This is a genomic window from Mucilaginibacter sp. CSA2-8R, from assembly GCF_038806765.1.
Classification (GTDB): domain Bacteria; phylum Bacteroidota; class Bacteroidia; order Sphingobacteriales; family Sphingobacteriaceae; genus Mucilaginibacter.
Genome location: NZ_CP152389.1, coordinates 2,808,299 through 2,831,833, shown reverse-complemented (window position 1 = coordinate 2,831,833; position 23,535 = coordinate 2,808,299). Strand labels below are relative to the sequence as shown.

Below are 23,535 nucleotides of genomic sequence, written 5' to 3'. Positions count from 1 at the left end.
ATTTTACTCACTGCGCAGGCGGTATGCATCATAGGTTTGCAGTTACTAAGCAACCACATTATGTTCAATATCAAAATTTTCTGCACCCTGCTGTTATCTCTAATTGCTTACCATCAAGGCCATGGGCAAAATCAAAGCGGTAACCTGTCCAGCTATATCTTTCCCTTTACTGCATTACAGCCCGACACACAAGGCCCCAATACCATTGTGCGTGGCATGATAAACGACCGGAAAGGCCATATATGGATAGCAACCTTCAGAGGTGTTTTCCGGTATGATGGTAAGTCATTTACCAACATGACGGAGGGCGTAAGTTCGGCACGCTTTTTTTCGGTGTTGCAAGACCGGAACGGCAATTTCTGGTTCGGCTCTATAGGCTCAGGTGTTTATTTTTACGACGGTAAAACATTCCGAAAATTTACCATTAAAGACGGTTTGCTCAATAACGAGGTGACCTCTATTTACGAAGATAAAGCCGGCAACATCTGGTTTGGTGTTTCGGGCGGGGTGAGCCGCTACGATGGTACATCGTTCCGTAATTTTATCATCAACGGCGACGCCATGAACGAAGACCGGAGCGGAAAAACATTCGCAAACAGGCAGCGCTACGAAGTGAATGCCATCATGGAGGATAGAGCCGGGCGGTTTTGGCTGGCTACCCGCGGCAACACCTTTGTTTATGATGGTAAGGCATTTACTGTAGTAAGCCAGTCAGGCAAACCGTTTAAAAACGTCCGTTCACTGCTTCAGGATAGCGGTGGCCGCATCTGGCTGGGCGGCAACGATGGGCTGTGGCGTTACCAGGACGGTACCTGGACCAGTTTTACCACCACGTTTACCTGTGCCATCTACGAAGACCAAAGCGGCAATCTCTGGACAGGTTCAGGTAACGACTTTACCCGGCAATGGGCGCTCTCGCGTTACGACAAAAGATTGTTGACTCGCCGTAGAGCACCAACACCTAAAATCATGGCGACCGATAAAATTGTTTTCAGCATTTTACAGGCGCCGGACGGAAGTATCTGGTTCGGTACGTTTAATGGTGTGCAGCAGTTTAATAAGCGCGGTGGTTGTTAACCAACGTGCTGCCGGTCCCTTAAAACTCTTTGTCGCCAAACTCGCTGTTGGGTAATTTGGCTTTACCGGTGAGCTTGTTGAGGTTAAAGCTAAAATTGAGCAGCAGTACATTGGTTTCGTAAATATAGTTTGTGGTGGTGTAAAAATCGCGGTCCTGCCGTAAAACAATTAGCTCGTTGTAACCGGCATGGTGGCGGGGCCATGTAGTTGTAATCATCTCTTTCATTATGCTTATCTTCAATACCTGGTCGGCCTCCAATTTGTCTTTTACCGGGATGAAACTATTAGCTAAAGCATTGGTATATTTTTGCAACTAGGTTAAGCAATATTGACAGACGTAGCAGATAAAGACGTTTAACTTGATACCAACACAGTAAAGGTTTTGTGATACAAATCATTTATAGGCTGACCGTAGTCACTAAAATCCGTTCAACCACACGGTATTTTTGTACCTGAAGAAATTAAATAATGCAAAGTACTGAGGAAAGTAACGGTTTAAGCCTGATCCCATCGCTCATGGCTTGTAAATGCCCACGCTGCCGGGTAGGTAAGGTTTACGAGCATGGGCCTTACAGTTTAGTTGCCCGCGCCATGTTATCCAGTTGCAGCCACTGCGGTTTAGTTTACGAGAAAGAACCCGGCTACTTTTACGCCGCCATGTACGTTGACTATGCCTTCATCGTAGCCGAACTGGTGAGCATGGCCGTAGCCGTATCAGTATTGTCCGGCAGCGAAAATCCCTGGCTTTATATTTCGGTTATGCTGCTGTTTGTGTTGGTAATGTCGCCGTTTAATTACCGTTATTCGCGTATGCTGCTCATGTACTTTTTAACGCCGGGCTTGCGCTATCATCCCGAAATGAGTTAAGGATGGCATCAAATAACGCTCCCTTAATTTATCAAATTACAATGGTTATTTTTGCAGGCTGTCAATCAGCGCTTTCATCTCCGCAATTTCTTTTACTTGGGTTTTGATAATGCCATCGGCCAGTTTACGTACTCTTGCATCTTTAATGTGCGCGTTTTTACTGGTCATAATGGCAATAGAATGGTGCGGAATCATCCCTTTCATGTACTGCACATCGCCAACACCTACTTGTTTATGCACGCCCACAAAGGCCAGTACAAATAAGGCAATGCTGCCAACTATAATACTCAGGTTGATTTTTTTGTTAGGATACATCATCGGCATCATCACTAACATCAATATGGCCATGGCACAAATCATCAGCACGGCCATGTATAAGCGGGTCATGCTTAGGTAAATATGGTCGGGCTGCTCAACGTTTAAAAACATGATGGCGTACATCAGCATAAACGATACCAGCAGCATCGCTGCAAATTTTTTATAACTTGAATTTTCCATCTTTACCTAACCTCCCGTTTAAGTTGCATGTCTTTAATATCAATTCAATAAATAGTAGTCACGTCTACGTGACGTACATCATTGTTTATAATACACTATTTAAAAACTTGCCGAAAAGCTTAAGCCTAAAGCGCCGTTTTGGTAAGAAGGCAACAGCAGGGCCGAATGCATTAAGTTGCTGTGTTTTTTTATGTCGTCAGCTTTTTCGGCTTCTTTACTTTTGAACAACGCGTTGCGGATGTAGGGGTATAGCAGGTAAGCGCCCTTGGTAGCCAGGATACCGAAACCGGCACCGGCAATCACGTCGCTCAGCCAATGGTCCTGGTGATAAATGCGGAATACGCCGGTGGTAGTTGCAAGGGCATAACCTACGACCGAATAGTAAACCGAGTTGCCGCCAAGTTCCTGCGCCATAAACTCAGCACCCGCGAAGGCGTTAGCCGTGTGACCTGATGGGAACGAGTATCGGTCGCTCCCGTCGGGTCGTGTACGGTGGGTGGCATGTTTAAAGGTGTATAAGCTTGCGCCGAGCATACCCTGAGCCATTACGTAAATGAGTGTACGGTCTACAAAAGTATTTTTGCCGTGCACGCCTACCAGGTTTAAGCCGTAAACCAGCACCGGCGGTGCATACTGAAAATAATCTTCAAAGTGTTTTTTAAAAACAAAGTTGTGTTGCGCGGCCTCGTGGTACACATAACGGTCTACCCGCCGCAACGGCTTCAAATAAAAAGAGGCTGCGCCATAACCCACCAATGCTGCAGGTGGAATAAGGGACAGCGCCTTGCTATGTAAATGCTGTACGGTATCGGGTGCCGTAAACAGGTCTTTTTTAAGCGTATCAACAATGCTTTTTGAAGCGGTATCGGTTTTTATTTGCGCAAAGCTACAGACTGATGTAAGCGATAAGGCAATAGCAATAAGTATATTTTTCAAGGTATGTTTAATTACATAGATGTCAGTGGTGCATATATAAGCGCATAATCTGTAGGAATTCTGTTTTTTTGCTTATTATGCGTTTGTGAATTAAACATTATAAAGGCTTTAAGTTTTGACGAAGTCATTGGGTAAAAAGCTTGTTCATGTCTATCCAATCAAGTCAATATCCTTAAAAGGTCGATTGTTGGATTTTGAGCACTTCTCATGTCTCGGCGTTGATGGCGTACCGATTTTAATGAGGCAACCTGCTTTTAAGCAAGCCGTATAGGTAAGTGCCGCCAAGCGCGCCAATAACCACAATAATCATGGTAACAAAACCATAACCAATGTTGACGAACATAGGGCCGGGGCAAGCGCCGGTCAAAGCCCAGCCCAAGCCAAAGATGAGTCCGCCTAAAATGTACTTGGTCCAGCTTTTATCTTTGTCGGGTATAATGATGGCGTTACCCTGCGAGTCTTTAATATTGAAGCGCTTGATAACGTATACCGCAAGTGTGCCTAAAACAACTGCCGTACCGATAATACCATACATGTGAAACGACTGGAAACGGAACATCTCCTGGATGCGGTACCATGAGATGGCTTCTGATTTAGTCATAACAATGCCGAATACAATGCCGGTAAGTATAAATTTTAATCCTTTCATCGCCTTAGAAAATCAAGGGTAAAAGCAAATGGGTCATGATGAGGCCACCCGCAAAAAAGCCAATAACGGCTACCAGCGATGGCAGTTGCAGATTGGACAGGCCGCTGATGGCATGGCCCGATGTGCAACCGCCTGCATAGCGTGAGCCAAAGCCTACCAGCATGCCGCCGATCAGCATCAGCAACACGTTTTTCACCGACAGCTCACCAATACCGAATATCTGACTAGGATTTAACTGCCCGTCGAACCGGATGTCTAAGGCGCTCAAATCTTTTATGGTGGCGGCCGACAATTGCAAGGGAGCGCCATTGTTAAGCAGGGTAGCCGAGATGAAGCCGCCGATGATAGATCCGATTAAGAAAAGCAGGTTCCACCGCTGGGTACGCCAGTCGAAATCAAAAAAAGCCACGCGCTTACCCGCACCGGCAATAGTACACATGGTACGCAGGTTTGACGAAAATCCAAACGATTTGCCAAAGTAAAGTAGCGCCACCATAATCAGGGCAATGGCACTACCCGAGGTGTACCAGGGCCAGGGTTGTTTAAATAATTCGAGCATAATATATTTAGCTATATGTTAACACTTAGATTTATGCTCTAAATATAATGCCTAAAAACATCAGTGCGCATGTGTTTTGTTTTACCAGTTTAAAATGCGGCGCTCAGCGCTTTGGCCCGGGTAAGCGTTTTAATACCTTTTTGCTGTTTTGAAAACTGATGGTAAACTTGTAGTAATAAATGTTCAGCCGGGCATTCCTGTGTAGGGCGTTGTTTAAACAGGTGCGTTGCCCAGGCGTACAATCCGTCATAAATCGCCGTATCCAACATTAACAATTCTTGTCGTTCTTAATTTGATAGGAAAATTCCATAAATATAGCTTCCATCCCGGCAGATTGCAGCGCAAAATCATGATGGTCGGTATCGGCACCCCTCACTATAGCTACCATACGTTTGAGTGCCGGGTAGTTAAGCCGATGCTTTTTAATAAAATAGTCAAATGTACATTGGTCTTCGTAATGGCTGTACTCTACGCCGGGCATGGCAAATGGTGTTGCAGACAATACTTTGGCTTTGATGAATACTTCGTCGTAAAGCACGTCTAAAGATTCGGCGTCAGATTCAACAAAACGTTTAATCAGCCAGGGCCAGGCAATGCGGTCATTTAGGGGCGCTCACGCGTTATCTATTTCATACCTCGATCATAAAAAAATGGTTGCCCACACATACATGTTGAGGATAAGTCATTGTGAAAATCAGCTTTAAAAGCGTCACCTCAAAGGCGAGCTTAAAACAAAAAAAGCGCTCCGTGTTGGGAGCGCTTTGGCTTAGGCGGTGTAGCCTAATATTTTGAGTACCTGTTTACTGTTTTGTTCTTCGCCAAACACCTCGAAGTTAAATGTCTCGTCGCGGTTGCGGCGTATGAGCACGTGTTTGGGTGATGGCAGCAGGCAGTGGTGTATACCGCCGTAGCCGCTTAATACTTCCTGGTAGGCGCCGGTATTAAAAAAGCCGAGATATTGCACCTTGCGGGTTTTAGGCATAAACACACTGTTCATGTGGGCCTCTTGGTTGTAATAATCCTGACCATCGCAGGTAATACCGCCTAAGTTTACGCGCTCATATTCAGCATCCCAGTTGTTAATAGGCAACAGGATGTACTTCTGGTTAAGCGCCCAAACGTCGGGTAGGTTAGTGATGAATGAACCATCCAGCATCAGCCATTTTTCGCGATCATTTTGCTGCTTACGGCCCAATACCTTGTATAGAATGCCTGATGCCTCGGCACAGGTATATTTACCAAATTCGGTAATAATATCCGGCTCTACCACATCATTTTCGGCGCAAATTTCTTTAATACGCTTAACAATCTCGGTGATCATGTACTCGTAATCAAAATCAAAAACCAGCGAGTCCTTGAACGGCATACCGCCGCCAATATCCAGCGTATCCAGTTCGGGATTGATCTTTTTGAATTTGCAGTACAGGGTTACGTATTTCTCCAGTTCGTTCCAGTAATAAGGTGTATCTGAAATACCCGAGTTGATAAAGAAGTGCAGCAACTTAACACGGAAGTTTGGATTTTTTTCGACCTTATTGTAGTAAAAATCAATCACATCTTCCATCCGGATGCCTAAACGCGAGGTATAGAACTGCGAATCCGGCTGCTCTTCAGACGCGATGCGGATGCCCAGGTTGCACGGGGTATCCATCTCAATCTCGTCGTCGTATATGTTAAACTCTTCTTTATTATCTAATACCGGGATGATGTTGTGGAAACCGTCATGCAGCATATCAACAATATACTGCTTGTACTGGTAGGTTTTAAAGCCGTTACATATTACCGTAATATCCTTGCTTACCACGCCTTTTTTCTCCAGCGCATCAATCATCGGCATATCAAACGCTGATGATGTTTCTAAGTGGATATCATTTTTTAACGCCTCCTCAACCACATGCTTAAAATGCGAACTTTTAGTACAATAGCAATATTTGTAGCTGCCGCGGTAGTTGTTTTTGATAATAGCCTGCTGAAACATCAATTTAGCCTGCTGTATCTTTTTAGAGATAATCGGAACATAAGTAAAGCGCAGGGGCGTACCATACGTTTCAATCATTTCCATTAAATTAAGATCATGAAAATATAATTCATCATCTATGATCTCGAAACCTTCCTGCGGAAACCCTACGCTTAGGTCAAGAAATTCCTGGTAGCTTTGCATTCTCTGTGTTTACAATAAATTTCTGCAAAAGTGTAATTTTTTTACAGAATTAACGGGTAAAGTTGTTCACAAATTTATAGCCTGAATGTAATTTATGCTCAACAGGTTACCTGCCTTAAAGCACCACGTTATTGCATTAAGTCTCTAACTAAATCCATTAATTTATCAAAGATCATAAATAATTATAAATGAAATGTTTATCAGGATTTAAGAAAGTTTTACTACAAGCTCTTTCTCATCTTGCTGAAAAACTCTGGCGTTACCCCAATGTACGATGCAATTTGCTTTTGAGGCAATTGATGGATAAGCGTAGGATAGCGTTTGCAAAAGCGGGCATAACGCTCGGCTGCGGGCAAACTTAAGTTATCGATAAGCCGCTGCTGGTAAGCCACCAACGATTTTTCGGCCAGAATACGAAAAAAGCGTTCAAATTTAGGTATGGTTTGATAAAGCTCTTCCTGATTTATTTTAGACAATAGTAACATTTCCGTGTCTTCTAATGCTTCTATATTTAACTGCCCTGGTTGGTGGCTCAGTAGGCTGTACATATCGGCCATCCACCAATCTACTGGGGCAAAACTTAGTACATGCTCAAAGCCATTTTGGTCTACTGTATAGCCGCGTAAACAACCGGAAGTTACAAAAGCCGAGTGGCGGCAGATATCGCCGTTAGCCACCCAGTGCTGCTTGCGCTTTAGCTGTTTAATTTGCAGCATATCTGCAAATGTTTGTTTTTCGGCGGGGGTAAGCGTAATGTGTTTACTTACACTACCAAATATCAGGTTTAGCTGCGGCGTATCCATAGCCTGCAAATATAATGGGTATAATTATAATGTGTATTTGCCTCGATTAGCTGGCTTATTACGCACACTTATAGTTGCATGTGGAAAACATTAATTAATGCTTCGATGGATGTGGCATAGGTTTTGCCTTATGCAATTATATTTATAAACAATTATGGAAAACAGGGTTTTGGTAGTAGATGATAACGAGTTCATTCTCAGCCTTATTTCCCAAATATTAAATAACCAGGGTTACGATGTTGAAACGCTAACCCGGGCTTACGGGATAGTAGATAGAATACAGCACTTTCATCCTAATTTGATACTATTAGATGTTGAATTACCCGATGGGGACGGCCGCGATTTATGCCGCATGATTAAACAATCAAAAGACATGCAGCACATTCCTGTAGTGATGTGTACCGGTATTGATGAAGTGAACGACTTTTTGCAGCAGCAGCCACACCCCGATGGTATACTACATAAACCATTTGATATGTATCAGCTTATACACGTGGTTGAAGAAAAATTACCACTGGCTGCTTAAAGGCACAGTGGTAATCTTTTACATTTAGATCTGTAATGGCGCTGTTTACTTGCGCATTAACTCAACTAATTCTTTTTTTACCAAATTAAAATCAGGCGTTTGTAACCAGTTTATGGTGCGGTGTAGTTGTGCGTTCACTGGTCCCCAACGTTCTGGTTCGCCATCCATACTAATAACTACGCTTGGTGTTTGAAATGCAGATGCCATGTGCGATACGCCCGTACAGTTTGACACCAGTAGCCTTGAGTTTTTTATCAGCACGCCCATAGCACCTAAATTTGTTTTACCGGCACTGTTGATGGCCTCGCTCTTCATTTTGCTTATTACTTCTTCCACAATCGGAACTTCCGGACCTGTACCCGTAATAACCGGTTGGTAGCCCTGCTCGGCACAGTAATCGGCCAGGGCTGCAAAATTTTCGGTGGGCCACTGGCGCCACGCACCTCGCGACCCAGGATGGATGCAAACGTACTTACCTTTTTGAAGCGGTAGCTGAAGCGCAGCTAAATCGTCTTCATCTTGCGCCGTAACCGGGAACTCCAATGCTAATCCTTTTTCGGGTATACCCAAATGCTCCATTAATAACACATGGCGCTGCGGTTCGGGTCCGTAGTCGGGATAGGGCAAAAATGTTTCAGTGTTAGCAACAAAATCATCAGGGGTATAAAACCCGCCGGTGTGGGCAGCGCCAAATAATTCCATCATCGGATTGATAACGGTACCATTGCCCTGCATTTGTAAAAGCAAGTCGTAACGGCCTTGTACACCGGTTAAAAATTTAACGGTTTCGGCCGCATTAAACGGTTGCTCCGGCAAACCGGGAAAACCTGGGAAATGCACAAAGTCATCGAAGTAACTGCTAAATCTGTCGGTAAAGCTCTTGGCCCAGGGCAAGCCAAATAAGGTAATATGGGCGGTAGGGTAAGCGTAACGTAGGGCACGCATAGCCGGTATAATGCATAGCATATCGCCTAATTGCAACGCCCTGAATATGGCAATCTTCTTAATGTCTGTTTCATGAAATTTCATCAGTACGGTGCGCGGGTAAGGGCGCTGTAAGGAAAATTAAGGTAAAGATTAAATTAAAAAGCAGGGGTTATGATAATCCCCTACCTGTTTTATGTTGCAACTCGTCAATCTTTTTAGACGCTTCGGCTTTAGTTAAATTTTCGTCAAACTCTACTTTAGCCTCGTCTGACAAAGTTTTGAGGTAAGACTTCTGAGCGCCAGTCATGGGCTCGTCGCCTGTAGTCCATTCATCAGGGTCTTTTTCGGTGTTTGAGCCCTGCAAATCGTCATTGCTGTTGGTTTTGCGGTGTTGATCATCATCTTCAAATAAATCACCGCTTGCACTTAAATTATCTTCGTTTATCATGGGTTAAGATGTTATAGTTAAGTTAACCTTTGCAGTGGTGTATTTGTTTGATGCGTTGGCCAATATCGGAGCGTTAAAAAGAAAGTAACAATAAGTTTTTGTGCCTGCCACCGGCGACATTTTTATTTACCTGTAATACACCTGATAAATAAACTGCTGGGTGTTTTTATGGCGGATGTTAACTAATAGTTTGCATAAATTATCCTAATTTTGTATCCCTGAAAGGACAAAGCTTAGTATTTGCACCAATTAGGCATGACGCAGCAGGACAGAGAACAATAAAATTATTCTTTACGTTCGCGTCTCCAATTAAACAAAACCGCGATTAAAAATCTGTATGTAACGGTGCAGCTTTGATGGCTGTAGCTGTATAGATGTGCAGCTTACCTGCCTGATATTATTTAAAACCTGAAAGACGCGTTTAAGCAATGCTGGATGTTAAGATTTTAACAGATTTACAATTACTTAACTTAATTAAGGCCGACCACGAACCGGCTTTTAAGGAGTTGTATTGTCGCTACTGGAAGCAGTTGTACGCCTTTGCTTATAACCGGGTGCGAAGCCGCGAAGTTGCCGAAGAAATTGTGCAGGATTTTTTGACCAACTTTTGGTTAAACCGGGCAAAGCTGAACATACAAAGTTCGTTTGAAGGCTATATCTATACATCGATAAAAAACCTAGTACTTAATTACTTTGCCCGCGAGGCACGTAAAAGCCAGATGCTCGAAAACATTAGCGTTAGTAGCTCAGTATTAGACAACTCGACCGAAGAGTTAATTATGCTGCACGAACTGCGCTTGGTAATAACCCGCGAGGTGAGCCAGTTGCCGGTAAAATGCCGCTCAGTTTTTGAGCTTAGCCGTATCGAAAATAAATCTAACAAAGAGATTGCGCAAACGCTGGGTATCTCCGAAAAAACGGTAGAGGGCCATTTAAGCAAAGCCCTTAAACGCCTGCGCTTAAACCTGAATGCGCTAGTTGTAACTGTTTTTGCCATTTTTATTTACTAATATTTTCCCGCCGTTGATGACTCAATTGCCAGGAGTCATTTTTTTTAAAAATATTTTCGGGGTGAGCAAGGGGTAGGCCGCGTTGGTTTGTCATACCTATAACCAATTTTAAAAATGCCAATTACTAAACGCTATTCTATGGTATGAAAATTACCCCACAACTTATTGAAAAATATTTAAACAACACCTGTACGCCTGAGGAACGGCAAGCGGTTGACGGCTGGTACAAAAGTTTTGATGAGCAGCCCAACCCGCTAGATGTTATGGATAATGGTGCTGCCGATGTTTTGCGAGAGTCAATTTACAATCGATTTAAGTCCGGATTGTCTTCGTCAAAATCAGATAACCATTCGGGCGGCACACAGCACAAGTTGTACCGGGCAATGTATGGCATTGCAGGTTTGGCCGCAGCTGCACTCTTGCTTACCAAGGTAAGTATGATGTTCCAGGCTTATCATAAACAGCCATTGCCGGTACAGGATGGTGCGCAAATTGCCTTTAGAAACGCAACCAACAGTATTCACAAACGCGTACTGCCCGACCGGAGCACGGTGTGGCTAAGTCCGCATAGTACTATTATCTATCCAAAAAAATTTGCGGGCCATTTTCGCGACGTAAGCCTAAGTGGCGAAGCCTTTTTTGAAGTGACCAAAGATGCCGCACATCCGTTTGTAATTAGCAGCGGCGAATTGCTTACTAAAGTATGGGGAACCAGCTTTAGAGTACGTGCTTATAAAAATGAACCGGCTGAAGTTGCGGTGGTTACCGGTAAAGTTTCGGTACTCAATGCCAAAGCACATGCTGAGGTGATGTTGTTGCCTAATCAAAAGGCCACACTGTACCATCATGAGCAGTTAATTAAAAATACCGGCAACGCTGTGGCCGCCGAAATGCGCATTTGGAAAAAAGTGTCGCTCTCTTTTGATGATGCTAAACTTAATGAGGTTTTTGCCGCGCTGAATAAGCATTTCGACATCAACATTTATAGTAAAGATGCCCGCTTAAATCAATACGCCTTTACCGGCGACTTCAGCAATCAAAGTTTACCTGCCATACTGGATATGATCCGGCAGTCTACCAACACCAATTACACCATCGTCCACGGACGCTCATTTGCATTTAACCCCAACAAATAAATTATAAACCCATAAAACACGAGACGATTATGAACCAAAAAAACCGCCCAAAGGGCTGAGACTATAATATCCCGACCTATGCATGCGCTCATCAGCAGTGTATCCAAGCTAAACACCTTTAAGTTAAACAACAACCAATTAATGTATGCAATACAATTTACTCAAACCGGGCAACTGCCTTAAATTTATGCGGATTACGGTAAGCCAGGTACTCATTGCACTTATCCTGTCGGGCGTGGCTTACGCTCGCAAGGCTAGTGCGCAGATACTGGACAAGATCGTTAATCTGTCTGTAAAGGAACCTAATTTACAGGAAGCGCTGAAAGCTATTGAAAAAACAGCAGGCGTAAAATTTGTTTACAGCAAAAGTATCATTCAAACTAACCGCGAAGTTAGTTACTCAGGCAGCAACCAGCGTTTGGATGCTGTATTGAACAGCATTTTACCAACCGACATCGGCTATCAGCTCATTAACGACCGTATTGTGCTGAGTGCTAAAAAAAGCAGTGTTAACGCCGGTACACAGCAGGCTATCCCTGTTAGAGGTAAAGTAATTAGCGACAAAGGCGAGGAATTGATAGGCGTTAGCGTTACTATTAAAGGTAGCACCACCGGTACCATTACCGACGTAAACGGTAATTTTAGCCTTAATGTGCCCGACGCCAATGCAGTGCTGGTGATTAAATATATTGGCTTTACCACTAAAGAAGTGCCTGTTGGCAATCAAACCAACCTAAGCATTACCTTAGTAACCGAAGCCAGCAACCTTAATGAGGTAGTAGTGGTAGGTTATAACGTAGTAAAGAAAAGCGACGTTACCGGATCTACCGTAAGTGTAGACGCTGCCGAAATCCGTTCAAGGCCCGTGCAAAATGCTATACAGGCATTGCAGGGTAAGGCCGCCGGTGTTGACGTAACTTCAAACGAGCGTCCAGGTACAGTGGGTAGTGTACTCATTCGTGGCGTGCGCTCCATCACCGGCACGTCCGACCCATTATACGTAGTAGACGGTATTCCGTTAATCTCAGGCGGTATCGAAACCATCAACCCTAACGATATCGAAACCATCGACGTGTTAAAAGATGCATCAGCTACCGCCATCTATGGTTCGCGCGGTGCAAACGGTGTAATTATCGTTACTACTAAAAAAGGTAAAGCCGGCCGTTTGGCTTTAGATCTGGTGAGCACTACCACAATAGAAAACATTGTTGACCGCCAGCAAATGATGAACTCGGCTCAATACATTGATTTTCGTCGTGATGCTTATCGCCGTGTAAGGTACCTTAATCCTGCAGCCAGCGCCACCTCTTCCTATCCGGACGTACCTACTTTGGCTGATGACCGCCGTATTTTTGGTACCGACCAATATGCACTGGCTAACATTGAAAAAGGATGGCAAAATGGTGTTTATGACGGCAGCCTGGTACCTACCACCGACTGGACTGGTTTGGTGAAAAAAACCGGTGTTACTACTGATAATATTGTAAGTGTGAGCGGTGGTACAGATAAAGTTACCGCCTATGGCTCATTTGGCTATTTAAACCAGCAAGGCACACAGCTTGGCCAGGACTATAAGCGTTACAGCAGTAAAATGAGCGTTGATGTAAAAGCCACCAAATGGTTTAGCATGGGCGGTTCGGTAGCTGCTACTTACAGCTTCCAAAATTATGGTTTTGCTACCAGTAACGTAACTGGCCCCGGTACACTGTATTTTGCAGCCCGTGATATGCTGCCTTATGCTGTTCCTTATGATAATAATGGCAACCGCATCAATCTGCCGGGTGGCGACATTACTATCCTGAACCCGATAGGCGAAGATCAATACAACATCAACTTGTTTAAAACGCTACGAGTTTTAGGCTCGTTATATGCCGAAGTTAATTTATTTAAAGGCTTAAAATACCGTGTAAACTTTGGCCCTGATTTTAACAACGTTTACCAGGGCCGCTGGCAAGACCAAAACTCTATCAATAGGGGTGGTGGCGAGCCTGGTTCAACCAATTACGCTCAGCTAAACCAAAGTAACCGTTTCTCGTACACGCTCGATCACTTGTTGTATTACAATAAGAGTATAGGCAAACACGATTTCGGTGCTACCTTTTTGTACAGCAGCTTGTACAACCGCGCCGAATCATCAACCATGACAGCTACCAAGCTGCCTTATAACAAACAGCTTTGGTACCAGCTTAATTCAGTAAGTGCACTTGATGCATTTGGTACTAACCTTACCGAAAACTCATTGCTTTCTTACATGGGTCGTGTTAACTACTCATACGCCGGCAAATACTTGTTAACAGCTTCGGCACGCTGGGATGGTGCATCTGTGTTAGCCCCGGGCAACAAGTGGGACTTTTTCCCATCAGCAGCATTAGCTTGGCGTTTGGATCAGGAAGAATTTATTAAGGATATAAACTGGATTAATCAGTTAAAAGTAAGAGTAGGTTACGGTGCTACAGGTAACGCTTCAATACCGGCATACACCACCAACGGTTTATTGCAAACTTTGTATTACACTTACGGCAGCTCGGTACAAGCCGGTTACGTAGCTTCGGATGCATCGTTAGCTAACCCAATTTCGTTACCAAACAAAGATTTGAAATGGGAGCGTACCACGCAGTACAACTTAGGTGTTGACTACGGATTTTTCAAGGGTCGCATCTCAGGTTCGTTGGATGTGTATTCAACAAAAACCACTGGCTTGATTCTTAACGCTCCGATACCATCTCCTAATGGTTACCCAACCAGCTTATTAAACTTTGCTTCGAGCTCAAACAAAGGTATCGAGATTAACCTAACCACCGAGAACATCCAGAGCAAAAACTTTAAATGGAGCACTACGATTAACTTTGCTGTAAACAAAGATAAAATCACCGATTTGCCAACCGGTAACAGCTATACCACTGCGGTTAGAGGCGGCGATTATTCTTACATCGTAGGTCAGCGTATTCGTAGCTATTATGGTTTTGAAAAATTAGGCATTTGGCAAAATACGCCTGAGGATTTAGCCGAGATGGCCAAATTTAACGCCAACATCCCGAACGCTAACAGCCAGTTCAGGCCAGGATCCATCAAGGTAAGAGACGTTAACGGCGACTACCGTATTGATGCTAACAACGACCGTGTAATTGTAGGTAACGCTGTACCTAAATGGAATGGTGGTATCACCAATACATTTACCTACAAATCATTTGATTTGTCGGCCTTTGTTTTTGCGCGCTGGAAATTTACCGTGTTAACAGGTGCTGAATCTTTACAAGGCCGTTACGCACAGCGTGTAGTTGATTACTGGACACCAACTAACCCAACCAATGCTTACCCGGCGCCTAACTACGGTAGTGCATCAGGCGATGCTTATGTATCATCTATGAACTACCAGGATGGATCGTTCATTAAAATACGTAACATCACTTTAGGATACGTATTGCCAAACAGCCTGATTAAAAGAGCAGGGCTGTCTCGTGTACGGGTGTATGCACAGGCGCTTAACCCAGGCTTGCTATATTCAAAAATTGACTGGATTGATCCGGATTTGGGCGGCTCTACCTTTAACAGAGGCTTTGTTTTTGGTTTAAATGTTGGATTTTAAGGATAGGGAACAAAACACATGAAAAATTTATCTAAATTAATATATGGCACCATGCTGGCTTCCAGCGTTTTAATGGTACCTACCTCGTGCAAAAAAAGTTTTTTGGATGAGAATCAGATTACAAGCTTAAACACCGAAGATTTTAAAACCACTACCGGTTTAGACGGCCTGGTGATTGGTATGTACCAAAGCTTAAGGTTTCATTTTAATTATACTTGGGCTTATACTACTACCAATTACGGTGTTGACGAGTTTACCGTGGGCGGCGACCGCACCGAGCAAATGTGGAACTCGTATGATGCTAACTTAAACTCGTTTTCGGGCGATGCAGCCAGCGTCTTTGATAATATGTATGGCAACATTAACTCGGCCAACATCGTGATTGAGAATGTGCCGCAGTACTATAACGGCGCTTCAAAAAACATGCGTTTAGGCGAGGGGTATTTTATGCGTGCTTTTGATTATTTTAAACTGGTTAAGCAGTTTGGCGGCGTTCCGTTAAAATTAACCCAATCAAGCTCGGTACAATATGAATTTACCCGTAACAGCGCTAAAGAAGTATATGCACAGGTGATAAGCGACTTTTTAAAAGCTTATGATCTTTTACCTGCAACTGCGCCCGAAACCGGCCGTATTACTAAATGGGCTGCCGCTCACTTTTTGGCAAAAGCTTATTTGTTCCGCGCCAGCGAGTTGTATAACGATTGGAACAGCGATACAAAAACTGAAGATTTGAACAATGCCGTAAAATATGCTGATTTGGTAATTAACACCAGCGGGCTTACTTTGGCTACCAACTTCAGCGATTTGTGGAACTTTAGCGCAGTTGATGGTCCGAACGAAACAAATAAGGAGATTATCCTGGCGGCACAGTTCTCCAGCAATACTGCTACACAAGGCCGTTACGGTAATCAGGTACACTTATATTTTCCGTCGGTTTACCAAAACTTACCGGGTATGCAACGCGACATTCCGGGCGACCGCGAGTTTCAGCGTATGCGCTCAACCGATTATGCCTTGGATGTGTACGACCGTGTAAACGATTCGCGCTTTTGGAAGAGTTTTAAAACCAGTTATTTATGTAATCGCCCTTCGTCGGCTCCAACCTGGACTGCCGCTACTGCACCAAATGCATCTTTGGTAGGTAAGCCAAAGTTTGCCGGTGGCGAAGAGTCTATCCGTTATGTAATTAACAATGCTGGTGATACCCGCTACACTACAACTAATATCGCCTTGCGTGCGCCAAACATGTATGTGCGTTATTTTGCCGGGCAGCCCGAAAATTTACAGGGTGGGCATGGTAATTACGGCGTTAGCCAGTACGTAGCTTTGTCAAAATTTATGGATGGATCGCGTAATGCCGTAGCTTCTCAATTCGGTCAGCGTGATGGTATATTAGCCCGTTTGGCCGAAACCTATTTGATTGCTGCCGAAGCGTACGGCCGGTTAGGTAATTACGGTGCGGCCCTGCCTTACATTAACCGTGTGCGCGACCGTGCCGCTTATAAAGACGGCGAAAACCGCGAGGCTTATGTAGATGGCGGTATAGCTTACAAAAATAATACCGCTGCCAACACTGCCCAGTTTGTTTCGTACTCAGAAAAAAACACTTATTATGAGTCGAACAACATTGCTGCTCCAACTACAGTCAATACGCTAAACAGCATGCACATTAACAGCATAGGCGACATCCTGAACTCGAACCGCGAGTTTTACAGCCGTTTAGGTGTAGCATCGGATGCTGATAAGTTTTTAACCTTTATCCTTAACGAGCGCTCGCGCGAGCTGATGGGTGAGTTGTTGCGCTGGGAAGATTTAGCCCGTACCAAAACATTAGTGAAGCGTACAGCCATATTTAGTGACGAAGCCCGCCCAAGCGAGTCTAAGCACTACGTACGCCCAATTCCGCAAACCTTCCTGGACCAAATCAGGAAAGACGGTAACCCATTAAGCCCTGCAGAAAAAACTGCATTGCAAAATCCAGGTTATTAAACTACTTGTATAAGTAAACGCCCCGCTTTGATTGTCAGAGCGGGGCGTTTTTTTATGTTAGATTTTGTTGATGCAGCTTAAAGTTTAATGCTTGATAAGCTGTATGACCTAATTTTAAAATTTTTTGAAGGCATTAAAATAAAGTTGGCTGCTCATTTACTGTTTTAATATCAACACTTACGCTGTCGCCTACATTAATCCATCCGCCTTGCACAATGCGGGTTGTAATGCCGCCATGCCCGCGCACGGCGTTGTAGCCGCCGGGGCCTAATATCTCTTCCATTCTTGAGCAAGGGTGGCATTCGCCGGTGTACTCAAGCAAAACATCGCCCAACCAAAATTTGCGGTCTTTAAGGGCCAGCAGATTGATGCCGCTAACCACAATATTGCGACGCAGCATGGCCGGGGTTAAATCAGGCAGCTGCATTACCGATGCAATCAAATTGAGGTGTTCTTGCTGTATCAAGGTAACCTGCCGCTTGCTGGTGGCCGAACCCGAAAAATGATCGCCCGCAAGGCCTTTCAATGTCAGGGCTTCTACCTGCGGAAGCGATTGCAGCGGCACGCGGCGTTTAGGCCGGATACCAATCCAGTTTACCTTGCCCTGCTGAGGCATGGTATCCATCAATTTTTGTAACGGCGAGTTGGCAGATAATTTCATTGTTTAAAAATTTTATAATACCTGCTGCTCAAATAAGCGCTTCAGCGTTGCATCGGCATCCACACAAAAGCCCGGATGCACCTTTGAGGCCTGAACCACCGTGCTGCGGGTAGCCGTTAACCACCGGAACCGTGATGCATTATCCAGCCTGCCAATTGGCCCGCTGTTTGCACCGCCATGGCAAATACGTTCAAAGGATTGCAGATTAGCCGTAACGTCGTCCAGACATAGGTCCTGACATAAGGCCGTTAGTCTTTCGGCGTTAATGGTGTACAGGCACTTTAAATATTTTAACCGCTGACTAAATATGATTACACCAACGTTCATAAATTCTTCGCGTTCCACCCTTGGTACAACGCGTATTACGGCGTACTCAAATAAGTGTTGCTCTGGCATTTTTGGCTTCAGTTAAAAATATGTCCGACGCTTCAATCCGCATCCTCAAAAACTCATAATAAACATGGCGCCGTTGTTCGGCCGTCTCATCCGACGACGGATCCAGCAGCCATTCATCCGGAATTAGGTCTACTACAGCTTTCAGGCGCTCGTTGGTTAATATGCTTTTATACTCTGCATCAACGGCATCCAGCTCGCTGGCCCAGGGCAGCAATACATGATCTTTGATGGGCGCAAAAGGCCTCAGGGCCTGCTCGCGCCAGTTGTGCCAGGTATGATGAAAGTAAAGCGCAGCGCCATGGTCAATAAGCCATAACTCTTTGTGCCACATCAGCATGTTGGTGTTGCGTGGGGTACGGTCAACGTTGGTAATCAGGCAATCCAGCCAAACAATCTGTGAGGCCAGTTTGCTGTCGGGATGCGTAACCACGGCATCAAAGGTAATAGCGCCCTGCAAATAGTGCAGGGCCAGGTTTAAGCCGGTGCTGGCTTTAAGTAAATCCTGTATCTCTTCGTCGGGCTCGGTGCGGCCAAAGGCAGTATCCAAGTTGGCAAAAACCAGTTCGGGAACCCTCAAGCCGAGTGTACGGGCCAGTTCTCCGCCAATGATTTCGGCAACGAGGGCCTTAACGCCCTGGCCGGCTCCTCTAAATTTAAGCACATATAAAAAATCGTCGTCTGCCTCGGCAATGGCCGGCAGTGAGCCTCCCTCACGTAGCGGCGTTACATAGCGGGTAACGTTTACGGTTCGTAAAGGAGATGGATAGTGGTCCGTCATGTTTTGTAATTTGCGGTTTGCTGTTAGGTTAATCAACCTCAGCAACACTTTTCAAAGATACAACGCTGGTTCCGGTTTTGTGTATTTAGGTTATTGGAAATGCAAGGGCTCGCGATGCAGAATAAGGATAACAGACGCAATAAATATTGCTAAACACATCATGGGTGAGCCTCATAACCGACAGTACCCAAAACCACCTGCTGAGTTCTGTAAAATATTTTACAATTATATATCTTGTGATTATAATTCATACTCATGAAAACTGCTTTCAATATATGCTTTCTACTGTTTATAAATTTGACGTGCAGCCATGCGCAGCCAGTAACAGCTAAGGGCTTAAGCTCCATCGGCGATTTTAAGTTAGAATCGGGTTCGGTAATTAAAAACTGCACTTTAGGCTACCGCATACATGGCAAGCTCAATAGCAACCGCAGCAACGCCGTGGTTTTCTGCACGTGGTTTGGCGGTAATGCAGCAGGAGTAGAAGGTGCTAACCCCTGGCTGGCGGTTGATACTACGCAATACTGTTTAATTATAATTGATGCTTTAAGCGATGGCGTGTCTGCATCGCCATCTAACAGCAAGCTGCAGCATGGGGCTGATTTTCCGAAGTTCACCATCCGCGATATGGTAAACAGCCAGTACACCTTACTCACCCAAAGGCTGAATGTTAAACACACGCGGGCGGTAATGGGCATATCGATGGGAGGGATACAAACGTTTGAGTGGGCGGTAAGCTACCCGGAATTTATGGATGTGCTGATCCCGATTGTGGGTAGCCCGCAACCTACCAGCTATGATTTGATGCTTTATCAAACCATAGCACATCTTATCGACAGCAATCCTGATTATAAGCATGGCCGCTATGTTGCCAATCCGCATATTGCAGCTGCCAGCATGGTTTTTGATCTATTTATAACCACGCCAGCCAATCGCGTAAAAACAGTACCCCGGGCTACCGTACCGCAGTGGATTGCCAATGCACAGTCCCAATCGGCAGGGCACGACTGGAACGATACATATTACCAGATGAACGCCATTATAGGGCACGATATATCCAAGGCTTTTCACTCTTCGCTACAGGAGGCTGCAAATCACATCAAAGCCAAAATGCTCATCATCACATCGTTGCGGGATATGGTGGTAAACCCGGCTCCGGCAATTGCATTTTCGAAGTTGTTGCCCACCCAGTTAATTGAACTTAATGATGAAAAAGGCCACTCAGCGCCAGATTTTAATAACCCGCAAATGCGGGACGGTATAGCCGAAGCGCTGGCAAAATGGTAGGATATGCATGGTTAGCAAAGACGTTTTGTTGTCTTTATACAGCATATGAAGGTTTTGGTAGAATGGAAAGCTGTAAGTGATCAAAAAAAGTAAAAATAATTTATGGAATCGGTTTGCCTGCTGCATCATAGGTGTAAAATAACCGATCATGAACAGACCTTATTTACTAATTACCCTGCTTTTGCTGTTTGCTGCGTTGGGTAACCGGGCGCATAGCCAGGCGCCTCAGCTTACTGTTAACGGGCAGCCCAACAGCGGCGTTAAGCTGCAAGCACTAAAAATTGATGTTACCGTATACGGCAATATCAGCCGTACTGCCTGGCAAATGACATTTTATAACTCCACCAATCGTGTGCTGGAAGGAACACTGCTTTTCCCACTAAAAAATGGTGTTAGCGTGAGCCGGTATGCATTGGATATTAACGGGCATATGCGCGAAGGTGTACCGGTAGACCGTGGTAAAGCCGCTATAGTGTTTGAATCGATTGAACGCCGGGGGGTAGACCCCGGCTTGTTAGAAAAAGCCGAGGGCAATGCTTTTCGTACCCGTATTTACCCGCTAAACCCGCACAGCAGCCGCACGGTTATTATTGGTTACGAAGAAGAAATTATGGCAGATAGTAAGGGCTATCTTAACTTTAAATTGCCACTGCAACTCAAAGATACTATTCCGCAATTTTTGCTCAATGCAACTGTGGTACATAGTGCTGCTGCGCCGGTGCCTGATAGCGGCGACGGCAACCTGCGGTTTCATAAACAGTCTGATACCTACACGGCCACAGTACAAAAAAGCAATTATGTACCAGGCCGCAATATTTCTTTTTCGGTGCCGCAGCCCGATGGCAACACAAGTGTGCTGATGCAGGCCCTTGGCAATAAATATTATTATTACGTGAGCACGGCGTTGCCCGCCCAAACAATGGCAAAGCAGCTGCCTAAAAAAATTACCTTGTTTTGGGATGCTTCATTAAGCGGAGCTAACCGTAATACTACTCAGGAGTTAGCGTTATTGGATGCTTATTTTCAAAAAATTAATACTGTACAGGTTACGCTGATTACTTTCAGCAACGCTTTAATCAGCAAAGAAAGTTACAGCGTAAGCGGCGGCCACTGGCCGGGCCTGAAAAACAAACTGGAACATATCACCTACGACGGTGCTACAAATTACAGCTGCTTAAACTGGCAGCATACCGATGCTGATATATGCATACTTGTGAGCGACGGGCAACAAACCTTTGGAAAACTACCGCAGCGGTGGCCAGCCAAGCCGGTGTATTGCATTACGTCATCAACCATTGCAGATTATAGTTACCTCAGCCTCATTGCCCGCAAAACAGCCGGTAGTGTAATTGATTTGACAACGATTAAGACATCCGAAGCACTCAATACAATGATGACGCAGCCGCTGCGGTTTATCAGTTTAAAGAGTAGCGCCAACACCGAAGAAAATTACCCGGCGATGCCGAATGGTGCTGGTTCGGCATTCAGACTGGCAGGTATTACGCGTAATCCTAATCAAACGCTTACCCTGCAGTTTGGCTATGGCGATAAGATAGCAATTGAAAAAGTGATAAAGCTTGACGCGGCAAACGAAACCGCAGAAGAAGTAAACGTACCTAAACTGTGGGCACAGCAAAAAATTAACGATTTAGACATGACCTACGATGTAAACCACGACGAAATTGAGTCGCTTGGTAAACGTTTTGGGCTGATTACCCGCAACACCTCGCTCATGGTGCTCGAAAACGTGAGTGATTACATACAATACAATATTGAGCCCCCCGCAGAACTCAGAGAAAGCTTTGATGCCATTATGAAGCAACGAGCCTCGGTACAAGAGCGGCAAACGCGCGAAAATCTGACCACAGCTAAAAACACTCAAACGGAACTTAAACAGTGGTATCAGACCGATTTTGGCAGAAAGCCTTTACCAGTTGTTCAAAAGTCCGCAAATAAGAGACTTTCGCGTTCGTCCCGGCGAATGGTAAATGCAACTGCCAACGCAGAAATATCATCATCTGCTGCTATGTTAAACGAAGTAGTTGTAATAGGTTATGAAACGCAACATAAAACATCTGTTACCGGCTCTGTAGTTACCCTTCAGGGCAGTGTGCCCGGTTTAAGTCTTTCTGCACCGGATAAAACCAAAGATGTGGTTGCTATACGTGGCAGGAGTACGATTAATCAACAAGTCAGGGTAGATGAGCCTGTTGGAAACAACGGCATAAGGGTGAAGGCCGACATGCTATCAAATACCCGTTCGTCAGCTCGCGCGGTAATAAAATTGCTGTTGCAAACCAGTCAAACAGAATACCTTAAAATTATAAAAGGTACCGCGAAGGCGCTACAGTACCAAAAGTACCTGGAGTTGAAAACAGCCCAGGCAAATAACCCGGTTTTTTACTTTGATGTAGCCGACTATTTTAACAACACAGGCAAACGGGAAATAGCCTTGCGGGTATTAAGCAACCTGGCAGAACTTGGCCTGGCCGACGAGGAGTTGTATAGGATGCTGGGTTACAAATTAAAACAAATGGGCGATTACGACAACGAAGTACTGGTTTTGAAAAAAGTAACAGAGTTGCGCCCCATGGATCCGCAGAGCTATCGCGATTACGGCTTGGCATTAGAAGATGCCGGTCAGCATCAGCAGGCAGCCGAGGTGTTGTACAACGCCATGACTAAAAGCTACTCGCCGGATGCCGATAATATTTACCGGGGTATCCAGGAAATATTTTTACCTGAAATCAACCGTATTTTGGCACAACACAAAGGCAGTGTTAAAATACCTAATATGGATAAAACACTTATCAGCGCCATGCCGGTAGACATTAGAGTGGCGATGAACTGGAACAAAAATAACACCGACATCGATTTGTGGGTAACCGATCCGTCGGGCGAAAAATGCTATTACTCTAACCCCAGAACACCCGCCGGCGGCCGCATCTCTCGCGACATGACCAACGGTTACGGACCTGAACAGTTTATGCTGAAAAAGGCCGTTAAGGGGTCTTATAAAATCGAAATTAATTATTATGGCGACCGGCAGGCTACCATCAGCGGTCCAACTACGGTGATGGCCGAGCTGTATACACGCTATGGCACGCCGCAGGAGAAAAAAGAGGTTATTGTACTGCAGATGGCTAAAACGGCCAAAGGTACCGTATACATTGGCGACCTTAACTTTAATTAATGGTAGTGAGCACAAGGGCGTAACATAATTGCCTTGTGCTCATTT

At 44.8% G+C, this 23,535-nt stretch carries 23 protein-coding genes; 9 read left to right on the top strand and 14 right to left on the bottom strand.

From position 1 onward, the window contains the following. Window positions 1–60: 60 nt before the first annotated feature. Complete coding sequence (locus AAGR14_RS11860; RefSeq protein WP_342644428.1) at window positions 61–1,077, top strand: two-component regulator propeller domain-containing protein; 1,017 nt, start codon at window positions 61–63, stop codon at window positions 1,075–1,077. Between the two features lie 19 nt (window positions 1,078–1,096). On the opposite strand, the gene AAGR14_RS11855 is transcribed toward AAGR14_RS11860, so the two are convergent. Beyond that, window positions 1,097–1,390, bottom strand: a complete 294-nt coding sequence (locus AAGR14_RS11855) for a hypothetical protein (protein ID WP_342644427.1) — start codon at window positions 1,388–1,390, stop codon at window positions 1,097–1,099. Window positions 1,391–1,545: 155 nt separating this feature from the next. Here AAGR14_RS11855 and AAGR14_RS11850 point away from each other — a divergent pair, with 155 nt between their 5' ends. Next, window positions 1,546–1,944, top strand: coding sequence for a DUF983 domain-containing protein (locus AAGR14_RS11850; RefSeq protein ID WP_342644426.1), 399 nt, complete (start codon window positions 1,546–1,548; stop codon window positions 1,942–1,944). 45 nt (window positions 1,945–1,989) lie between these two features. Here the strand turns inward: AAGR14_RS11850 and AAGR14_RS11845 are convergent, their stop codons facing one another. From AAGR14_RS11845 to AAGR14_RS11810, 8 genes are all read right to left on the bottom strand, one after another. Then, window positions 1,990–2,442: a DUF305 domain-containing protein gene (locus AAGR14_RS11845; RefSeq protein ID WP_342644425.1), complete on the bottom strand. Its 453-nt coding sequence runs from the start codon at window positions 2,440–2,442 to the stop codon at window positions 1,990–1,992. Between the two features lie 99 nt (window positions 2,443–2,541). Further along, complete coding sequence (locus AAGR14_RS11840) at window positions 2,542–3,378, bottom strand: phosphatase PAP2 family protein (RefSeq protein ID WP_342644424.1); 837 nt, start codon at window positions 3,376–3,378, stop codon at window positions 2,542–2,544. 235 nt (window positions 3,379–3,613) lie between these two features. Continuing rightward, a complete protein-coding gene (locus AAGR14_RS11835) occupies window positions 3,614–4,027 on the bottom strand; it encodes a DUF6691 family protein (RefSeq protein ID WP_342644423.1) in 414 nt (137 codons plus the stop codon). A gap of 4 nt (window positions 4,028–4,031) precedes the next feature. Beyond that, the gene (locus AAGR14_RS11830) at window positions 4,032–4,586 is read right to left on the bottom strand and encodes a YeeE/YedE thiosulfate transporter family protein (RefSeq protein WP_342644422.1); all 555 of its coding nucleotides are present in this window, start codon (window positions 4,584–4,586) and stop codon (window positions 4,032–4,034) included. Window positions 4,587–4,675: 89 nt separating this feature from the next. After that, window positions 4,676–4,855, bottom strand: a complete 180-nt coding sequence (locus tag AAGR14_RS11825; RefSeq protein ID WP_342644421.1) for a hypothetical protein — start codon at window positions 4,853–4,855, stop codon at window positions 4,676–4,678. Further along, window positions 4,855–5,163 carry a chromate resistance protein ChrB domain-containing protein gene (locus AAGR14_RS11820; RefSeq protein ID WP_342648696.1) on the bottom strand — a complete coding sequence of 103 codons (309 nt, stop codon included), beginning with the start codon at window positions 5,161–5,163 and terminating at the stop codon, window positions 4,855–4,857. Before AAGR14_RS11820 ends, AAGR14_RS11825 begins: the two co-directional genes overlap by 1 nt. A gap of 189 nt (window positions 5,164–5,352) precedes the next feature. Then, the gene (locus AAGR14_RS11815; protein WP_342644420.1) at window positions 5,353–6,747 is read right to left on the bottom strand and encodes an arginine decarboxylase; all 1,395 of its coding nucleotides are present in this window, start codon (window positions 6,745–6,747) and stop codon (window positions 5,353–5,355) included. Between the two features lie 221 nt (window positions 6,748–6,968). Next, the gene (locus tag AAGR14_RS11810; protein ID WP_342644419.1) at window positions 6,969–7,550 is read right to left on the bottom strand and encodes a Crp/Fnr family transcriptional regulator; all 582 of its coding nucleotides are present in this window, start codon (window positions 7,548–7,550) and stop codon (window positions 6,969–6,971) included. A gap of 154 nt (window positions 7,551–7,704) precedes the next feature. Here AAGR14_RS11810 and AAGR14_RS11805 point away from each other — a divergent pair, with 154 nt between their 5' ends. Then, the gene (locus AAGR14_RS11805; RefSeq protein WP_342644418.1) at window positions 7,705–8,076 is read left to right on the top strand and encodes a response regulator; all 372 of its coding nucleotides are present in this window, start codon (window positions 7,705–7,707) and stop codon (window positions 8,074–8,076) included. Window positions 8,077–8,121: 45 nt separating this feature from the next. Here AAGR14_RS11805 and AAGR14_RS11800 read toward each other — a convergent pair whose 3' ends face one another. Next, window positions 8,122–9,105, bottom strand: coding sequence for a glycosyltransferase family 9 protein (locus AAGR14_RS11800; protein ID WP_342644417.1), 984 nt, complete (start codon window positions 9,103–9,105; stop codon window positions 8,122–8,124). A 67-nt stretch (window positions 9,106–9,172) separates the two neighbouring features. Continuing rightward, window positions 9,173–9,451, bottom strand: a complete 279-nt coding sequence (locus tag AAGR14_RS11795; protein WP_342644416.1) for a DUF3072 domain-containing protein — start codon at window positions 9,449–9,451, stop codon at window positions 9,173–9,175. Window positions 9,452–9,879: 428 nt separating this feature from the next. Between AAGR14_RS11795 and AAGR14_RS11790 the strand changes: the two genes are divergently transcribed. From AAGR14_RS11790 to AAGR14_RS11775, 4 genes are all read left to right on the top strand, one after another. Beyond that, entirely contained in the window at window positions 9,880–10,461 is a 582-nt protein-coding gene (locus tag AAGR14_RS11790) for an RNA polymerase sigma-70 factor (protein ID WP_342644415.1), read from the top strand. Window positions 10,462–10,604: 143 nt separating this feature from the next. Beyond that, window positions 10,605–11,597 carry a FecR domain-containing protein gene (locus AAGR14_RS11785; protein ID WP_342644414.1) on the top strand — a complete coding sequence of 331 codons (993 nt, stop codon included), beginning with the start codon at window positions 10,605–10,607 and terminating at the stop codon, window positions 11,595–11,597. A 145-nt stretch (window positions 11,598–11,742) separates the two neighbouring features. Continuing rightward, complete coding sequence (locus AAGR14_RS11780; protein ID WP_342644413.1) at window positions 11,743–15,183, top strand: TonB-dependent receptor; 3,441 nt, start codon at window positions 11,743–11,745, stop codon at window positions 15,181–15,183. A gap of 18 nt (window positions 15,184–15,201) precedes the next feature. After that, window positions 15,202–17,175 carry a RagB/SusD family nutrient uptake outer membrane protein gene (locus tag AAGR14_RS11775; protein ID WP_342644412.1) on the top strand — a complete coding sequence of 658 codons (1,974 nt, stop codon included), beginning with the start codon at window positions 15,202–15,204 and terminating at the stop codon, window positions 17,173–17,175. 133 nt (window positions 17,176–17,308) lie between these two features. Here the strand turns inward: AAGR14_RS11775 and AAGR14_RS11770 are convergent, their stop codons facing one another. From AAGR14_RS11770 to AAGR14_RS11760, 3 genes are read right to left on the bottom strand one after another with little or no spacing between them, the layout of a single operon-like run. Continuing rightward, entirely contained in the window at window positions 17,309–17,836 is a 528-nt protein-coding gene (locus AAGR14_RS11770) for an MOSC domain-containing protein (protein ID WP_342644411.1), read from the bottom strand. A gap of 12 nt (window positions 17,837–17,848) precedes the next feature. Further along, a complete protein-coding gene (locus AAGR14_RS11765) occupies window positions 17,849–18,232 on the bottom strand; it encodes a DUF3037 domain-containing protein (protein ID WP_342644410.1) in 384 nt (127 codons plus the stop codon). Further along, a complete protein-coding gene (locus AAGR14_RS11760; RefSeq protein WP_342644409.1) occupies window positions 18,210–19,010 on the bottom strand; it encodes a HipA family kinase in 801 nt (266 codons plus the stop codon). Before AAGR14_RS11760 ends, AAGR14_RS11765 begins: the two co-directional genes overlap by 23 nt. A 255-nt stretch (window positions 19,011–19,265) precedes the next feature. Between AAGR14_RS11760 and AAGR14_RS11755 the strand changes: the two genes are divergently transcribed. Together AAGR14_RS11755 and AAGR14_RS11750 are read left to right on the top strand one after the other, a co-directional pair. Further along, a complete protein-coding gene (locus AAGR14_RS11755) occupies window positions 19,266–20,297 on the top strand; it encodes a hypothetical protein (protein ID WP_342644408.1) in 1,032 nt (343 codons plus the stop codon). Between the two features lie 148 nt (window positions 20,298–20,445). Continuing rightward, window positions 20,446–23,490, top strand: a complete 3,045-nt coding sequence (locus tag AAGR14_RS11750) for a VIT domain-containing protein (protein WP_342644407.1) — start codon at window positions 20,446–20,448, stop codon at window positions 23,488–23,490. The last annotated feature ends 45 nt before the right edge of the window (window positions 23,491–23,535 follow it).

Bases quoted from the DNA above. Each gene is read 5' to 3' on its own strand.
- AAGR14_RS11780 (WP_342644413.1), top strand. From the start codon at position 11,743: ATGCAATACAATTTACTCAAACCGGGCAACTGCCTTAAATTTATGCGG.
- AAGR14_RS11755 (WP_342644408.1), top strand. From the start codon at position 19,266: ATGAAAACTGCTTTCAATATATGCTTTCTACTGTTTATAAATTTGACG.
- AAGR14_RS11815 (WP_342644420.1), bottom strand. From the start codon at position 6,747: ATGCAAAGCTACCAGGAATTTCTTGACCTAAGCGTAGGGTTTCCGCAG.
- AAGR14_RS11825 (WP_342644421.1), bottom strand. From the start codon at position 4,855: ATGTTGGATACGGCGATTTATGACGGATTGTACGCCTGGGCAACGCAC.
- AAGR14_RS11795 (WP_342644416.1), bottom strand. From the start codon at position 9,451: ATGATAAACGAAGATAATTTAAGTGCAAGCGGTGATTTATTTGAAGAT.
- AAGR14_RS11790 (WP_342644415.1), top strand. From the start codon at position 9,880: ATGCTGGATGTTAAGATTTTAACAGATTTACAATTACTTAACTTAATT.
- AAGR14_RS11785 (WP_342644414.1), top strand. From the start codon at position 10,605: ATGAAAATTACCCCACAACTTATTGAAAAATATTTAAACAACACCTGT.
- AAGR14_RS11850 (WP_342644426.1), top strand. From the start codon at position 1,546: ATGCAAAGTACTGAGGAAAGTAACGGTTTAAGCCTGATCCCATCGCTC.
- AAGR14_RS11800 (WP_342644417.1), bottom strand. From the start codon at position 9,105: ATGAAATTTCATGAAACAGACATTAAGAAGATTGCCATATTCAGGGCG.
- AAGR14_RS11805 (WP_342644418.1), top strand. From the start codon at position 7,705: ATGGAAAACAGGGTTTTGGTAGTAGATGATAACGAGTTCATTCTCAGC.
- AAGR14_RS11760 (WP_342644409.1), bottom strand. From the start codon at position 19,010: ATGACGGACCACTATCCATCTCCTTTACGAACCGTAAACGTTACCCGC.
- AAGR14_RS11765 (WP_342644410.1), bottom strand. From the start codon at position 18,232: ATGCCAGAGCAACACTTATTTGAGTACGCCGTAATACGCGTTGTACCA.
- AAGR14_RS11775 (WP_342644412.1), top strand. From the start codon at position 15,202: ATGAAAAATTTATCTAAATTAATATATGGCACCATGCTGGCTTCCAGC.
- AAGR14_RS11845 (WP_342644425.1), bottom strand. From the start codon at position 2,442: ATGGAAAATTCAAGTTATAAAAAATTTGCAGCGATGCTGCTGGTATCG.
- AAGR14_RS11770 (WP_342644411.1), bottom strand. From the start codon at position 17,836: ATGAAATTATCTGCCAACTCGCCGTTACAAAAATTGATGGATACCATG.
- AAGR14_RS11835 (WP_342644423.1), bottom strand. From the start codon at position 4,027: ATGAAAGGATTAAAATTTATACTTACCGGCATTGTATTCGGCATTGTT.
- AAGR14_RS11810 (WP_342644419.1), bottom strand. From the start codon at position 7,550: ATGGATACGCCGCAGCTAAACCTGATATTTGGTAGTGTAAGTAAACAC.
- AAGR14_RS11830 (WP_342644422.1), bottom strand. From the start codon at position 4,586: ATGCTCGAATTATTTAAACAACCCTGGCCCTGGTACACCTCGGGTAGT.
- AAGR14_RS11860 (WP_342644428.1), top strand. From the start codon at position 61: ATGTTCAATATCAAAATTTTCTGCACCCTGCTGTTATCTCTAATTGCT.
- AAGR14_RS11750 (WP_342644407.1), top strand. From the start codon at position 20,446: ATGAACAGACCTTATTTACTAATTACCCTGCTTTTGCTGTTTGCTGCG.